Genomic DNA, 14,599 nt, shown 5'->3' on the forward strand with positions numbered 1-14,599 from the left:
TCAAGAGGCCTCAATCGAGGCCGGGACGCATCGACACCTGCAACAACGGCGGCGCCACGGCCATCGTGATCTCCACGCCGGACAACTCTGGCGCGGCGGCGTGCACGGCGGTCTCGATCTCGGCGCGCAGCGCCTCGCGGGTTCCGCCGCAGCCCGGCGGAATCTCCAGATCCAGGTGGGCCACTCCCGCGCCGTCGATCTCCAGCCGGCGGATTCTCGCGTACGCGCCCGCGCGCTCGACCGCACGCCGGAGGCGGGTCTCCCCGTCCAGCGGATGGAGATCGTGCACGAGGAGCAGGCTCTCCACGAGCGGATCCGCGCAGAGTTCAGCGACCCGCTCCGGGCCCAGCGCGGCCACGATCCGGGCCAGGCCCTCGCCGTAGAGCCGCACCAGGCAGCCGGTCAGCTCCTCGGCCAGCACCGCCGTCCGCGGGTCACCGCCGGCCCGCGCCTCGGCCAGGAGTTCCTCGACGCGCCGGCCGGCGTTCTCGGCGCTCATGTCACCGGAGCCCGCCCGGCGACCCGCAGGGTGAAGCCGCGCAGGGTGCGGACCACCGGCGCGAAGTCGCTGGTGGTGACGGGTGGCGTCCCGGCGACCGGGTCCTCCATGAACGGCATGAACTTGTCCGGGAAGCCCGGCATGGTGCAGCCGATGCAGATGCCGCCCACGTTCGGGCAGCCGCCGACGCCGTTGACCCAGCCGCGTTTGGCCACGTTGCAGCGCACCACCTGACCCCAGCAACCCATCTTGACCAGGCACGACGAGGCGCCGAAGTCGGTCGCGAACTCGCCGGAGTCGTAGTAGGACGCCCGGTCGCATCCGGAGTGCACGGTCGCCTCGAACAGCCAGCGCGGCCGCAGCGACTCGTCGAGAGGGATCATCGGGGCCTGCCCGGAGATCTGGTGCAGCAGGTAGAGGATCGTCTCGGCCAGGTTGTCCGGGTGCGTCGGGCAGCCCGGGACACAGACGATCGGCAGTCCGTCCTTGGACTTCCACTCCCAGCCCAGGTGGTCGGGGACGCCCGCCGCGCCGGTCGGGTTGCCGGCCATCGCGTGCACACCGCCGTACGCCGCGCAGGTGCCCACCGCCACCACCCCGGTCGCCCGCGGCGCGAGCCGGTCGATCCACTCGGAGGCGGTGATCGGCTGCCCGGTCCGCGGGTCGTTGCCGAACCCGCTCCAGTAGCCCTCGGCCTTGTTCCCCTCGTCCGGCACCGAGCCCTCGACGATCAGCAGGAACGGTTCGAGATCGCCGCGCGCGGCCCGGTGGAACCACTCGAGGAAGCTGTCCGGGCTGCCGTCCGGCCCGTTCTCAAAACCCAGGTACGGCCAGTGCAGCTCGATCGGCGGCAGGCCGGGCAGCGCGCCGAGCACCAGGTCCTCGATGCTCGGCTGGGTGGCCGCGGTCAGCGCCACCGACTCGCCGTCACAGCTCAGGCCGCCGTTCATCCAGAGGATGTGCAGCACTCGCTCGTCCATCCTTTCGACCCTAGGCATCAGGGGCGTTACGGGGAAAGGGCGTGTTCACCCGATCGGAGGTATCGCAACGACCGCATTATCGGCAGACTCCCCATATCGCTTGGGGAGGACGCCATGACGGCCGCCGCCGGCCCCGAACTTGACGAGATCGAGATCCTGCCGCTGGTCGTGGTCGCGCAGACCTTTCCGGCCCGGCCCTCCGCGCTGCCGGACATCCGTGCCTTCCTGCGCAGGAACCTCAGCGACTCCCGGGTCACCGAGGACGACATCCGCGCGCTCTGCGATCGCGTCGCCGAGGTGCTGCTGGACACCGCCGGTGCCAGTCCCACCCTGCACGTCTCGCTGCGGATCTTCCCGGAGGGCGCGGAGGTGGACGTGCTCGGCGCCACCGACGGCACACCCGCTCCCGGTGCCCCGCCGGTGTCGGCGGGCGGCCGGATCGCGCCGCGGGTACCCGCCTCGGCACGGCCCGCTCCGATCGCGGAACCGGCCCAGTCGTTCGCCGCGTGGCTGGCGGCCGGCCTGCGCCGGGAGGGCCTGAGCATGGAGGCGGCGGCCCGCCGGCTCAACGTGTCGACCAAGACGATCGGCCGCTGGGTGTCCGGCGCGACCGAGCCCCGGCTGCGTGACCTGTACCGGATTCGCGAGGTCTTCGGGGAACCGCCCTTCGGCTGAAGTTTTCGCATGCCGATCAAGACGTACGCATTGCGCAGGGTAGCGTTTCGGTGACAGAGTCGTTGGGCTCGCGTCCGCCAGGCCGGCGTGACGCACCCCGCCCGACAAGGAACGCCCGAATGCCGAATCGCAGCAGCGTTGCTGTAGCAGTCCGCGGTGCCGTTACTCAGGACGAGGCAGAACATGTACGGGATGCGGTCGGTCCCGAGATATCCGCGCTCGGCCACCCGGTCGAGCAGGCCCGCGTCCGCCTGACCCGCTATGGCGGCCGTGACCTGCCGATGCTGGTGGTGGCACAGGTGAACGTGGTGGTCGCGGACCGGATGGTGCGTTCGCAGCTGGCCGCGTCCGGGGCCGACGAGGCGATCGACGGAGCCGCGGCGGGCCTGCGCTGGCGACTCCATCGGCTGGGCCGCCGCCTGGCCGCCGAACGTTCCGGCGACATCCTCGGCCTGAGCCCGGCAGGCTGGCGCCCGGTGCTGCTGCCCTCACCACCGACCGGCCTGCTGCCCGTGCGCGAGCGGCCGCGCAAGCTGGTCCGCTCCAAGTCGTGCCGGCTCGCCGTGCAGGACGTCGACGCGGCGGCCTTCACGATGGAGCTGCGCGACTACCCGTTCCACCTGTTCTCCGACGACACCACCGGTGCGGAGAGCGTGCTCTACCGCGGTGGCCCCACCGGGTACCGCCTGCTGCGTACGATGGCCGGGCCCGAGCCCACCGGGACGTCGGTGCCGCTGACCGTGCGCAGCTGGCCGGCGCCGGTGCTGCCGGTCGCCCAGGCCGTGGAGACGCTCAACGCCAACCCGACCCGGTCGTTCGTGTTCTTCACCGATCCGGCCATCGGGCGCGGCCGGGTGCTCTACCGGCGGTACGACGGCGATCTCGCGCTCCTCTCACCCACCTGGTGAAACGCTCACCACGACCTTCGCGCGGGCGTGCTCGACCATGAGGTAGCGCATCGCCTCCGGGATCTCGTCGAACCCGAACGCCCGGTCGATCACCGGGACGATCGTCTTCTCCTCGGCCAGCTTCCGCAGCGAGGCCAGCATCGCCGGGTCCCGGCCGGTCTGCAGCAGCAGCACCCGCTGCCTGCCGATCCGTCCCAGTGTCTGCCCGGCGATCACCAGCCCCATCGGCCCCACCAGGTACGGCCGACCGGGACGCGCCGTACCGCCTCCGGAGAGCACGAGCGTCCCGTCCGGTTCAACGACGCGCCGAAGCGCCCGCAACGGCCGGTTCGCCACCAGATCGAGGACGATGTCGTACCTGCGGCCGGCCGTGGTGAAGTCGGCCTTCCGGTAGTCGATCACGTGGTCGGCGCCGAGCGAGGCGACCAGGTCGGCGTTGCGGGCACTGCACACGCCGGTGACCTCGGCCCCGTACGCCTTGGCCAGCTGCACCGCGAACGTGCCCACGCCGCCGGACGCCCCGTTGACGAGCACCCGCTGACCGGGGCGCACCGGTGCCACGTCCCGCAGCCCCTTGACCGCGGTGCCGCCGGCCAGCGGGAGGGTGGCGGCCTGCTCGAAGGTGAGGTTCGCCGGACGGGGCTGCACCGCGGACTGCGGCACGCTCACGTACTCGGCGAACCCGCCGTCGGAGTCCCGCAGGTCACCGAAGACCTCGTCGCCGGGTTGGTACTCGGTGACCGCGCTGCCGACCGTGTCGACGACACCGGCGAAGTCGCTGCCGCGAACCGGGAACGTCGGCCGCCGCCAGCCGAACATGGACCGGGCCAGGTACGGGTCACCGCGCAGGGCGTGCCAGTCGCGCGCGTTCAGCGAGATGGCTTTCACCCGTACCAGAATCTGGTCGTCGGCCGGAGCCGGCGCATCCACCTGGACCGGCCGCAGAACCTCCGCCGATCCGTAACCGTCCTGCACGAACGCTCTCATGCCTCGATGGTCCCGGTCGCCGCGTGCGCTTTCATCAGCCCGCGGTACGGACCGCCGCCCCTACTAAAGTCCGGTCCGTTTCGTCTCGTAGGCCCAGATCGCGATCTCCACCCGGTTCCGCGCGCCCAGCTTGGCCATCAGGCTGGTGATGTGCGTCTTGACCGTGCTGAGCGTGATGAACAGCTCCGCCGCGATCTCCGCGTTGGTACGCCCCCTCGCCACCAGGGCGAGCACCTCCTCCTCGCGCTCGGTCAGCGGGTCGATCGGCTGCGGCGGCGGCGCGGCGGCCGGTGCGGTGTCCGCGAACGCCTTCAGCAGCCGCGTGGTGATGCTCGGCGCGATCAGCGCGTCCCCGTCGGCGGCGGCCCGGACGGCCTGTGCCAGCAGCGCAGTACCGGCGTCCTTGAGCAGGAAGCCGCGCGCGCCGGCACGCAGCGCCGCGTAGACGTACTCGTCCAGGTCGAACGTCGTGATCACGACGACCGCGAGGGGGTCCGCGACCGACGGCCCGGCCAGCTGCCTGGTCGCCTCGATGCCGTCGAGCCCCGGCATCCGGATGTCGAACAGGCACACGTCCGGCCGCAGCCGCCGGGCGAGATCCACCGCCGCCCGGCCGTCCGGCGCCTCGCCGACCACCTCGATGCCGGGCTGCGTGTTCAGCATGATGCTCAAACCGGTCCGGACGATCTCCTGGTCGTCGGCGACCACGACGCGGATCGTCACGCGGCGGCCCGCGGCAGCACCGCGTCCACGGTCCAGCCGCGCTCCGGCCCGGGACCGGCCGACACCGTCCCGCCGAGCAGCCCGGCCCGTTCGATCATGCCGGTCAGCCCGTACCCCTCCGAAGGCGCACCCGGCTCGCCGTCGTCGCTCACCCTGAGCCGCACCGCGGTCTCGTCAGCCGACACCGACACCAGGATCCGGGTGGCCCTGCGCGCGTGCCGGCGCGCGTTGGTCACCGACTCCTGGGTCAGCCGGTACAGCGTCGTGGCCACCTGCGGCGGCAGGTCCTCCAGATCGCCGGTGACCCGCACGTCCACCGGCGGACCGGCCTGCGAGGGCCCGGCCATCGCCCGGACCTCGGCCAGCCCCGGGGTGTCCTCCCGCAGGATCCGCACGAGCGCCCGCATCTCGGCCAGGGCCTGCGACGCCTCGCTCTCGATCAGCCGCAGCGCGTGCACGGCCGAGTCCGGGTCGCTGCCCGCGGTGGCCAGCCCGGCCTGTGCGCGGATCGCCATCGCCGACACGTGATGGGCCACCGTGTCGTGCAGGTCGCGGGCCAGGCGCTCGCGCTCCCGCAGCTGCACCTGCTCCAGCTCGCGGACCCGCTCCCGCTCCAGCAGCGCGGCCTGTTCCCGGTCGCGCAGGCGGGCCCGCGCCCGGTAGCGCATCGCGAGGCCCAGGGCGCCGGAGCCGAACAGCACGATCAGCCCGGCGATCACGTCGCCCACGTCGAGGTGCCCGGCGGCGAACCCGACCGCCAGCCGGCCGGCCAGGATCACCGAACCGGCGACGATCTCGCGCCCGGCACCCCAGCGGAACAGCGCATAGGGCAGGAAGACCAGGAAGATCCCGACGCTCATCTCGGCGCTGTGACCGAAAAGGAACGGCAGGATCCCGCAAACGCCGAAACCGACGGCGACCATGAGCAGCGGATGGGCGCGCCGCCAGAACAGGGCGGGCAGGATGGCCAGCGCGAACAGCGGGTTGACCCGGTTGATCCAGGCCTCGGCCAGGGTGGCCGCGGCGACCACGGTGATCAGGGCCCAGTCACGCCAGACCCGGGCCGGCGGCGGGGGAGTGGGACGCGGCTCGTCCCAGATGGACCTGAGCACCTCGCGCATACCCCTGAGAATATATTGACCCGGTGGCAAAGGGGCTGACCTACGTCGACGCCGTCAAACTGCTGGGTGGTCCCGGCCCGCTGCTGAAGTTCGCGGACAACGTTGCGGGCGGCGCGCTCTCGGCGGCGACGCTGGGGGGCAGCGACGCTGCCCTGAGCTTTTTCGACGCCAAGACGGAGGCGGTCCGGCTCGGGGCCGTCGTCTCTGGTTTCGTACGCGGAAACGGGCGCTACAACCGCAATCAGCGCCTTCAGGCCGCTCACGGTGTGCTCGTCGTGGCCGCCTTCTTCGAGGCTGTGGACACCTGCCTCGACGCTGCGGGCCTCGGATCTTCGAATCTGAGTCGCGACCAGCAGGTCCAGCTTGTCGCCGCTGCTGAGGCGCCGGGTTCGTGGCCGGACTGGTTGCAGAGGTCGGCGATCCCGTCGCCCCGACCGGACAGATCCTTCGACTCATTGCTGGCATCCCTGCACACCTGGTTCGACCTTTCGGCGACACTGACCGCCAACCATCTGGGCATGGCGGATGCGGGCCACTATCTGGCTGCACATGTACCGAATATCGCCGTCGCCCGATATGAGGAGAACGTCCGGCGGCTCACCGAGGAGTTGCCCGAATTCGCGCTCTGGATGCGGTACCTGTCCGACCGCGCGGCCACCCGCGGGCTCGAAGCTCTCGAAGCCACCCTGCTCAAAGCCACCTCGCACCGCGATCCACAACGGCACCGACAGGCCCTGACACTTACCTATAGGGCCGAACTGGGCAAGCCAATCCTCGGCGGAGACGCCGGCGAGCTGACCATGCCAGCCCTCGGCACTGGCTACCTTGACCCGCTGTACCGGGTCAAGGTAGCGACCCCCGGCGCCCGCCCCGCCGAAGAGGACTGGTGGGACACCGAGGTGCGCGACGATCTGGCCGACTTCCTCGGGGCCTACCTGACCACGCCGCAGGCGGCCGACACCCCGATGCTGTTGCTCGGCCAGCCCGGTGCCGGCAAGTCGTCGTTGACCCGGGTCCTGGCCGCCCGGCTGCCGGCCGCCGACTTTCTCGTCGTTCGGGTCGTGCTGCGCGAGGTACCAGCCGAGGCGGAGATCCAGGACCAGGTCGAACAGGCCGTGCGCGCCGCGATCGGCGAGACCGTCGCCTGGCCGGATCTCGCACGGGACGCCGATGGTGCGATGCCGGTGATCCTGCTCGACGGCTTCGACGAGTTACTGCAGGTGACCGGCATCCACCAGTCCGACTACCTGCAACGGGTGGTCCGCTTTCAGGAGCGGGAGGCGACGTTGGGTCGCCCGGTCGCCGTCATCGTGACCAGCCGAACCGCGGTCGCTGACCGGGCCCGTGTGCCCACCGGCAGCCTGACCGTCCGTCTTGAGCCCTTCGACGGCCCGCATCAGAGGCGGTGGCTGGAGATCTGGAACGGTGCCAACGTGGCGCACTGGGCACGCGGAACTCGGCCCCTGACTCCCGAGGTGCTCGGGCGGTTCCCCGACCTCGCCCAGCAGCCGCTGCTCCTGCTCATGCTCGCCCTGTACGACGCGGCCGGCAACGCCCTGCAGGACGCCGGCGAGTCCTTCGGCACCGGGCAGCTCTATGAGAACCTGCTGCACGAGTTCGCCGCTCGCGAGGTCCGTCGTGTCCACGGCGACCAGCCCGACGCGCGGATGCCCGCGCTCGTCGAGCAGGAGTTGCTGCGCCTGTCCGTGGTGGCGTTCGCCATGTCCCACCGCCTGCGCCTCTGGGTGACTACCGAGGAACTCGACGCGGACCTGACCGGACTCGGGCTGCAACCGTCCTCCGCTCAGCACGGCGGCTTCCGTACCGCGATCACCGCCGGCCAGGAGATGGTCGGCCGCTTCTTCTTCATCCAGCGGGCACAGGCTCTGCAGGACGACCGGACCAAGGAGACGTACGAGTTCCTGCACGCCACCTTCGGTGAGTACCTGGTTGCCCGCCTCGTCGTGCACGCCGTGACCGACGCCTCGGCCCGTGCTCAGGCGCGCACACTCCACCTGGGATCGGCAGACGACGACGGCCTTCTGCAGTCACTGCTCGGCTACACCCCGCTCTGCGCCCGCAATACCGTCCTTCCCTTCGTGGCTGACCTCATCAAGTTCCCGGGCGTGAATGAGATCCGCGAGTGGTTGGTCGATCGCCTGCGGGTGGCCGTCACCCGCCCCGCATACGCGCAACGCGCCTATCAGCCGGTCGACAAACGCATCGACCATTGGATGGCGACGTACTCCTTCAACCTGATGCTGCTCACCCTCGCGTGCGGCGGCCCACTGCACGCGTCCGACCTCTACCGCCACGCCAAGGCTCCCGCGGCCTGGCTACGCGACATGTCTCTGCAGTGGCGGGCGGCCGTCCCTGGCGGCATGTACCTCGAAGCCCTGGAACCGATCGCCGTCACCCGCACCTGGACCGCGGACGGGCGCCGCGACCTGCGCCTCGAGCACTCGCCCGGTGCGGCCGCCGGCTCTGTGGACTCGCTGTGGTCGCTCAGCTTCGGCGACACCTCACCGGTGGAGAGCAGCCAGTACTTCCCGATCAGCGCGGCCCTCAAGTCGATGCACCTGAGCGGCGCGTTCTCCGACGACGCGTTGCGTCACGCCCTCGACCCGATGCTGGACCGGTCACCGGAACTGGCCGTCAGTTTTGTATCGCACGGGCCGAAGGACGTCGAGTCGGTGCTGCACAGCCTGGTCGCGCTCTGGCTGGCCTCGGCACGCCGGGCCGATCCCGGCGAGCTGGTCGCTGCCTATCAGCGGGCGGTCACGGCCGTCCGAGTCTCTCGATCTCGCGATGTCGGGGCCATGGTCCTCAACACTTTGACATCCGACACGCACCGCCTCGGCCGTCCCGCGGTGCTCGCCCTTCTACGCAGACTCCTGCCCGACCGCGACGCGCTCGTGGAGACCGCGCCCGAGTCGTTCGTGGACTGCCTGCTGACCGTGCCCGCCGAGGGCGCCGATGCGCTCGACGAAGAGTTGCTGATCGCCCTGATGAGAGACGCCATCGACAGCCTGTCGAACCGCCCCGAGCTGGCCGGCCGGGTCTACACCGCCCTGACCCGCCTTACCCACTGACCCGGGTTTTCCGGCAGGATGGATCGATGGACCAGGTGTCGGGCGCTCAGCTGGGCTCGCACAACGTCCAGAACAACTACTTCGGAGCGGCACCCGGAGCTCCGGGCCGCCGTCCGGCGGTCACACCGGTCCGGCAGGTGTCCCCGCGGCTGCTCGGCGTGCACGCCGCGATCCAGGTCGACGGTGCCGAGGGCGACCTGCCGGCGTACGTCGCCCGCGACGTCGACGAGCGGCTGCGCCGCGGGCTGGCCGAGGCCGCCGGGCGCGGCGGCTTCGTCCTGCTCGTCGGCGGTTCCTCGGTGGGCAAGACCCGCGCCCTGTACGAGGCGGTGCTGGACACCCTGCCGGACTGGGGCCTGGTGCACCCGGCCGGCCCGGCGGAGGTGCGGTCGCTGGCCGAGGAGCCCCCGCCGCGTACGGTTGTCTGGCTGGACGAGTTGCAGACGTACCTGACGCCGCTCGACGCGCCGCAGTCACCGGCCGGCCGGGATGCCGAGACGATCGCCGCCGACGCCGTCGAGCTGATCCGCGGCGGTACCGTGCTGGCCGGCACGATCTGGCCGGTCGAGGTGGACGCCCGGATGGCCTGGCCGGTGTCGCAGACGGGGCCCGGCCGCGACCGCAAGCTGCTCGACTTCGCGACGAAGATCGGCATCGACGGCGCTTTCTCCGCCGCGGAGAAGCGCCGGGCCTCAGACCTGGCGTCCGCCGATCCGCGTATCCGGGTGGCTCTGCGGTCGTCCGACGCCGGGTTCACGCAGGTGCTCGCGGCCGGGCCGGAGCTGGTCCGGCGCTGGGAGCAGGCCTCCGACCCGTACGGTAAAGCGCTGATCACCGTGGCGGTGGACGCCCGCCTGATCGGCATCAGCGGCACGGTGCCGCTGAGTGCCCTGGTCGCCGCCGTCCCGGCGTATCTGACGAATGCCGAACGGGCCACCGCGCCACCGGGGTGGATCGACCGCGCCGTCGCCTATGCCACCGCGCCGCTGCTCGGCGCGGCCGCCGCCTTGTCGCCGGTCGCCGGTGAGTCGATGGGCGAGGTGGCCGGCTACCAGATCGCCGACTACCTCTTCCAGCATGCCGTGGGCGCCCGGCACCGGCGCGCGGTGCCCGACACGACTTTCCTGGCCCTGGCGAGCCTGGACACCACCGCGACGCTGGGCCGTGTGGCGGAAGCCCTGGGACGGCTGTCCCTGGCCGAGCCGCTGTACCGGCGGTCCGGCGTCGCCTACGCGCTGGCGCAGTTCCTCGACCGGCGAGGGCGCGGCGACGAGGCAATCGAGGCGATCCGGGGAGCCGACGCGGCAGGCGACGAGGACGCGGGCTGGCTCATGATCGGTTTACTGGCCCGGTACGGCCGGTTCACCGAGCTGCGGGCGCGTGCCCGCCGTGGCGACTGGCACGCCGCGTTCGTTCTTGTGCGTGAGGGGAAGCCTGGAGCGCGCTGGCAGGACGAGATCATCTCCACACTGGTCGAGAACGGCCGGGTCGATGAGGCGATCGAACTGTTGCGGCACCGCGCGGACGACGGCGAGATCTACGCCGCGGAGACGCTGTCCACCATGCTGGTCAGCATGGGCCGGATCGACGAGGTGCGGGAGCGGGTGGAGCGTGGCGACGCGACGGCTCGCTGGGTGCTCGCCGACCACGCCGAGTGGGAGGAGCGCGAGGCCCTCATCGACGCGCTGCGTGAGCGTGCCGCCCGTGGCAGCCGCGCAGCACGCCGGCGGCTGGCCGAACTGCTCGGCGAGCAGTATCCCTGATTGTTTCCGTCAAGGGTGGTGCCCTCCCCTCGGGGCAGGGGAGGGCACCGTCGCGTTCGGTGTGTCAGAGGCTGATGCGCCCAGCGCCCGCGTTCGCGGTGACGATGGACTTCACGTTGGCCGGGGCGTCGGCGGTGTACGCGTACGGAATCGCCCGCACGCTGCCGCCGGTCTGGCCGCTGCCGGAGTTGACCAGCAGGTTGTTGCGGGCGACCAGGGTTCCCGGGTCCGATGAGCCCTCGCCGAGGTGGAACGGGTCGGACACGCCCTCGAACGAGTTGGCCTCGACCAGCACTCCGGCGCCCTCGGTGGAGGCGACGCCGTAGCCGCTGTTGCTGCGGTAGTAGTTGTTGTAGACGTGCACCGGGTTGCCGAACCGGACCCGCGGGTGCCGCTGGGTCGACGCGTCGAACCAGTTGTGGTGGTACGTCACGCGCAGATGGCCGGTGTCCTGCGAGGCGTTGCTGTCGCTGTGGCCGAGCAGCATGGATTTGTCGTGGCTGAATACGCGGTTCCACGAGACGGTGATGAAATCGGATCCGCGCTTGATGTCCACGGCGCCGTCGTAGCCGTTGCTGAAACTGTTGTGGTCGACCCAGATGTTGGTCGCCGACTCCTGCACGTTGATCGCGTCGTCGTTCCAATTCCGGAAGTTCAGGTTGCGGATGATGACGTTGCGGTCACCGTTGATGTTGAATCCGCAGCCGACGATCGCGGCGCCCGAGTTCCCGATGATGGTCTTGTTGGAACGGACCCGGAGCATGCCGCTGCAGTTGATCGTCCCGGAGACGCGAATGTTCGCGGCGGCGGTCGATCCGAGCGCCGACGTGAGCGCTGATGCGCTGGTCACGGTCGTGGTGGCGGCACTGCCGCCGCCTGAGGTGCCACCGTTCTGCGTACCCCAGCCGACCAGGTCGGTGATCGCGAAGGTCTGCACCGGCGCGGCGGACGCGTTGTGGGTGACCGTCAGGACCGTGCCCGCGAGGACCAGCGGGAGTGCGGACACGGCGGCACCCTTGAGAAACCTGGGAATGCGGCGTGACATTTGGTGAGCTCTCTTTCGCAGAGGGCGATCAGCATTTCCGGGGTGCACTGGACCGGCGCCCGGAAACGCGATCTTGGGGGATTTAGGAGCGCTCCCAAGCCCCAGAAGAACATAGGTCACCATGAATGGGAAGAGATATCCGTTTGCAGGTTTTTTGCAAACACTGTCCGCGATCAACCGGTAGCGTCACGACACACACCGAAGGGGAGGTCGCGTGCGTACCACGATTCTGCTGATCGCTGTCCTGTTGCTCGGCCTGATGGCGGGGCTGTTCTACGCGTATGCCGGCTCGGTGATGCCGGGCATGCGGCGCGCCGCCGACCGGGCCGCCGTCGACGTCATGCAACGCATCAACCTGGCCATTCAGAACCCGCTGTTCCTGGTGATCTTCACCGGCGCCCTGATCTTCACCGGCATCGCCACGTTCCAGAACGCCGGCCGCTCGGAGGTGTTCGTCCCGCTGCTGATCGCGCTCGTCCTCTACGGACTCACCCTCGCGATCACCGGCGTGTTCAACATCCCGCTCAACAACCAGCTCGACCGGGCCGGCGACCCCGACCAGATCGAGGACCTCGCCGCCGTGCGGGCCGCGTTCTTCCCGCGCTGGGTCCGCTTCAACATTCTGCGGACCGTCACCAGTGTCGCCGCGTTCCTGGCCGGCTGCTGGGCGCTCCTGGAGTACTGACGCCGCCCGGGTGGTATTACTCAGCGGTGCGATCTCCATGGCGGCATCCGGCGAGGATCGTCCCGCTCGCGTTCCTCGGCGCGGTGGCGCTCGGCACCGCCCTCATGATGCTGCCCGCGGCGCGTGCCGAGCCCGGTCACGCCCCGTTCGTCACCGCGCTGTTCACCGCCGCCTCCGCGGTGTGCGTCACCGGCCTCGCCGTGGTCGACACCCCGACGTACTGGTCCACCTTCGGCCACGTGCTGATCACCGTGCTTTCGCAGATCGGCGGCTTCGGCATCATGACGATGGCCACCCTGCTGAGCCTGCTCGTGAGCCGCCGGCTGCGCCTGCGCGGCCGGCTTCTCGCACAGGCCGAGAGCGCGGGCCTGAGCAGCGGAAACATCGGCGGTGTGCTGATCCGGGTGGCGGTGGTCATGCTGGTTGCCGAGAGCGCCATCGCCGTCGTGCTCACGGTGCGTTTCTGGCAAACGTACGACTACGCGCTCGGCCGAGCGGTGTGGGAAGCGGTCTTCCACGCGGTGCAGGCCTTCAACAACGCCGGGTTCGCGCTCTACTCGGACAGTCTCGTCGGCTTCGTCGCCGACCCGTGGATCTGCCTGCCGCTCGCGTTCGGAGTGCTGGCCGGCTCGATCGGCTTCCCGGTGCTGTTCGAGCTGTTCCGCGAGTGGCGCCGTCCCGGCTGCTGGTCCACGCACACGTGGCTGACCGTGTGCGGCACGGTACTGCTCTCGGTGTTCGGCTTCCTCGTCTTCCTGGTCTTCGAGTGGCGCAACCCCGGCACGCTCGGCCCGCTCAGCACCCCGGCCAAGGTGCTCGCCGCGTTCACCCAGGATGTGATGACCCGCTCCGGCGGGTTCAACAGCGTCGACCTCGGCACCATGTACAGCGAGACGATCGCCGTCACGAACGGGCTCATGTTCATCGGCGGCGGCAGCGCCAGCACCGCCGGCGGCATCAAGATCACGACATTCTTCCTGCTCGCGTACGTCATCTGGGCCGAAGTCCGCGGTGAGCCGGACGTGGTCGTCCGCAAGCGCCGGATCGCCGAGGAGACCCAGCGGCAGGCGATCACCGTGGCGTTGCTCGGCGTCGCACTGGTCGCGGCCGGTACCGTCGCCCTGGACGCCCTGACCGACGGCATCCCGTTCGACCGGGCGCTGTTCGAGGTCACCTCGGCCTTCGCCACCGTCGGCCTGAGCACCGGCATCACCCCGCACCTGCCGCCGTCCGCCCAGATCGTCCTCGTCGTCCTGATGTACGTCGGCCGGGTCGGCACCATCGCGGTCGGCACCGCGATCGCGCTGAACACCCGCCGCCGGCTCTACCGCTACCCGGAGGAGAGACCCCTCGTTGGCTGAGAAGAACGCACCCCAGGACGGCAACGTGGTCGTCATCGGCCTCGGCCGCTTCGGCGGCGCGGTGGCCGAGGCGCTCATCGAGCTGGGCTACGACGTACTGGGCATCGACAGCGACCCGAAACTCGTCCAGGACTGGTCCGACCGCCTCACCCAGGTGGTCGAGGCCGACGCCACCGACGAGGACGCCCTGCGCCAGCTCGGCGTCCACGACTTCCCGCGCGCCGTCGTCGGCATCGGCACCAACCTGGAGACCAGTGTCCTGACCGTGCTGACCTTGACCGAGCTCGGCGTACCGGAGATCTGGGCGAAGGCCACGAGCGTCAAACACGGCAAGATCCTGGCGTCGGTGGGCGCCGACCACGTGATCTATCCCGAGGTGGAGATGGGTGAGCGGGTCGCCCATCTGATCAGCGGGCGGATGCTCGACTACATCGAGTTCGACGACGGGTTCGCGATCGCCAAGGTGCGGGCTCCGCGGGGCGCGGCCGGGCGCACGCTGGCCGAGCTGGCCCTCCGCACGAAGTGGGGCGTGACCGTCGTCGGGACGAAGCGGCCGGGGGAGGACTTCGTCTACGCGCGCCCGGAGACGGCCATCCCCGAGGGCGCCGTCCTGATCGTCGCCGGCGACACCGCCAAGGTCGAGGCCTACGCCAACGAGAACTAGCTGTTGTGACCGAAGACGTTGTTCACACGGCCAGTCGAGTGATCGGTGGGTGTCCTCCGAGGGCTGAGTGGCTGCGTGCAGTGTTGTAGTAGTCGA

The 14,599-nt window shown here is 70.4% G+C and carries 13 protein-coding genes; 7 read left to right on the forward strand and 6 right to left on the reverse strand.

Going from position 1 to position 14,599, the window contains the following annotated elements; all coding sequences use genetic code 11:
* Window positions 1–10 precede the first annotated feature (10 nt).
* Together AB0M02_RS23560 and AB0M02_RS23565 are read right to left on the reverse strand one after the other, a co-directional pair.
* The gene (locus tag AB0M02_RS23560) at window positions 11–499 is read right to left on the reverse strand and encodes a hypothetical protein (RefSeq protein WP_364229980.1); all 489 of its coding nucleotides are present in this window, start codon (window positions 497–499) and stop codon (window positions 11–13) included.
* Window positions 496–1,479, reverse strand: a complete 984-nt coding sequence (locus tag AB0M02_RS23565; protein WP_364229982.1) for a hydrogenase expression protein HypE — start codon at window positions 1,477–1,479, stop codon at window positions 496–498. Before AB0M02_RS23565 ends, AB0M02_RS23560 begins: the two co-directional genes overlap by 4 nt.
* Before the next feature lie 114 nt (window positions 1,480–1,593).
* Here AB0M02_RS23565 and AB0M02_RS23570 point away from each other — a divergent pair, with 114 nt between their 5' ends.
* On the forward strand, window positions 1,594–2,154 hold the full coding sequence (locus tag AB0M02_RS23570) for a helix-turn-helix transcriptional regulator (RefSeq protein WP_364229984.1): 561 nt from the start codon (window positions 1,594–1,596) through the stop codon (window positions 2,152–2,154).
* A gap of 119 nt (window positions 2,155–2,273) precedes the next feature.
* Window positions 2,274–3,062, forward strand: a complete 789-nt coding sequence (locus AB0M02_RS23575) for a sigma 54 modulation/S30EA ribosomal C-terminal domain-containing protein (protein ID WP_364229985.1) — start codon at window positions 2,274–2,276, stop codon at window positions 3,060–3,062.
* On the opposite strand, the gene AB0M02_RS23580 is transcribed toward AB0M02_RS23575, so the two are convergent.
* The 3 genes from AB0M02_RS23580 to AB0M02_RS23590 all read right to left on the reverse strand — a co-directional run bounded on the left by AB0M02_RS23580 (window position 3,048) and on the right by AB0M02_RS23590 (window position 5,893).
* Window positions 3,048–4,049 carry an NAD(P)-dependent alcohol dehydrogenase gene (locus AB0M02_RS23580; RefSeq protein WP_364229987.1) on the reverse strand — a complete coding sequence of 334 codons (1,002 nt, stop codon included), beginning with the start codon at window positions 4,047–4,049 and terminating at the stop codon, window positions 3,048–3,050. The two genes, AB0M02_RS23575 and AB0M02_RS23580, sit on opposite strands and share 15 nt — an antisense overlap.
* A 63-nt stretch (window positions 4,050–4,112) precedes the next feature.
* On the reverse strand, window positions 4,113–4,772 hold the full coding sequence (locus AB0M02_RS23585; protein ID WP_364229988.1) for a response regulator transcription factor: 660 nt from the start codon (window positions 4,770–4,772) through the stop codon (window positions 4,113–4,115).
* Window positions 4,769–5,893 carry a histidine kinase gene (locus tag AB0M02_RS23590; RefSeq protein WP_364229990.1) on the reverse strand — a complete coding sequence of 375 codons (1,125 nt, stop codon included), beginning with the start codon at window positions 5,891–5,893 and terminating at the stop codon, window positions 4,769–4,771. The genes AB0M02_RS23585 and AB0M02_RS23590 overlap by 4 nt, the downstream gene beginning before the upstream one ends.
* 23 nt (window positions 5,894–5,916) lie before the next feature.
* Here AB0M02_RS23590 and AB0M02_RS23595 point away from each other — a divergent pair, with 23 nt between their 5' ends.
* Together AB0M02_RS23595 and AB0M02_RS23600 are read left to right on the forward strand one after the other, a co-directional pair.
* Window positions 5,917–8,985 (forward strand): hypothetical protein, encoded by a 3,069-nt coding sequence (locus AB0M02_RS23595; protein WP_364229992.1) that lies wholly within the window; start codon window positions 5,917–5,919, stop codon window positions 8,983–8,985.
* A gap of 26 nt (window positions 8,986–9,011) precedes the next feature.
* Entirely contained in the window at window positions 9,012–10,748 is a 1,737-nt protein-coding gene (locus AB0M02_RS23600) for a hypothetical protein (RefSeq protein ID WP_364229994.1), read from the forward strand.
* A 64-nt stretch (window positions 10,749–10,812) separates the two neighbouring features.
* Here AB0M02_RS23600 and AB0M02_RS23605 read toward each other — a convergent pair whose 3' ends face one another.
* Complete coding sequence (locus tag AB0M02_RS23605; RefSeq protein ID WP_364229996.1) at window positions 10,813–11,754, reverse strand: right-handed parallel beta-helix repeat-containing protein; 942 nt, start codon at window positions 11,752–11,754, stop codon at window positions 10,813–10,815.
* A 253-nt stretch (window positions 11,755–12,007) separates the two neighbouring features.
* On the opposite strand from AB0M02_RS23605, the gene AB0M02_RS23610 reads away from it, so the two are divergent.
* Genes AB0M02_RS23610 through AB0M02_RS23620 form a run of 3 tightly spaced genes read left to right on the forward strand, consistent with a single transcriptional unit; the run spans window position 12,008 to window position 14,503 of the window.
* Window positions 12,008–12,478, forward strand: a complete 471-nt coding sequence (locus AB0M02_RS23610; RefSeq protein ID WP_364229998.1) for a DUF1772 domain-containing protein — start codon at window positions 12,008–12,010, stop codon at window positions 12,476–12,478.
* A 26-nt stretch (window positions 12,479–12,504) separates the two neighbouring features.
* A complete protein-coding gene (locus AB0M02_RS23615; RefSeq protein WP_364230000.1) occupies window positions 12,505–13,839 on the forward strand; it encodes a potassium transporter TrkG in 1,335 nt (444 codons plus the stop codon).
* Window positions 13,832–14,503, forward strand: coding sequence for a TrkA family potassium uptake protein (locus AB0M02_RS23620; RefSeq protein ID WP_364230001.1), 672 nt, complete (start codon window positions 13,832–13,834; stop codon window positions 14,501–14,503). Before AB0M02_RS23615 ends, AB0M02_RS23620 begins: the two co-directional genes overlap by 8 nt.
* Window positions 14,504–14,599: the final 96 nt, after the last annotated feature.

The organism is Actinoplanes sp. NPDC051861 (assembly GCF_040681145.1).
Taxonomy (GTDB): domain Bacteria; phylum Actinomycetota; class Actinomycetes; order Mycobacteriales; family Micromonosporaceae; genus Actinoplanes.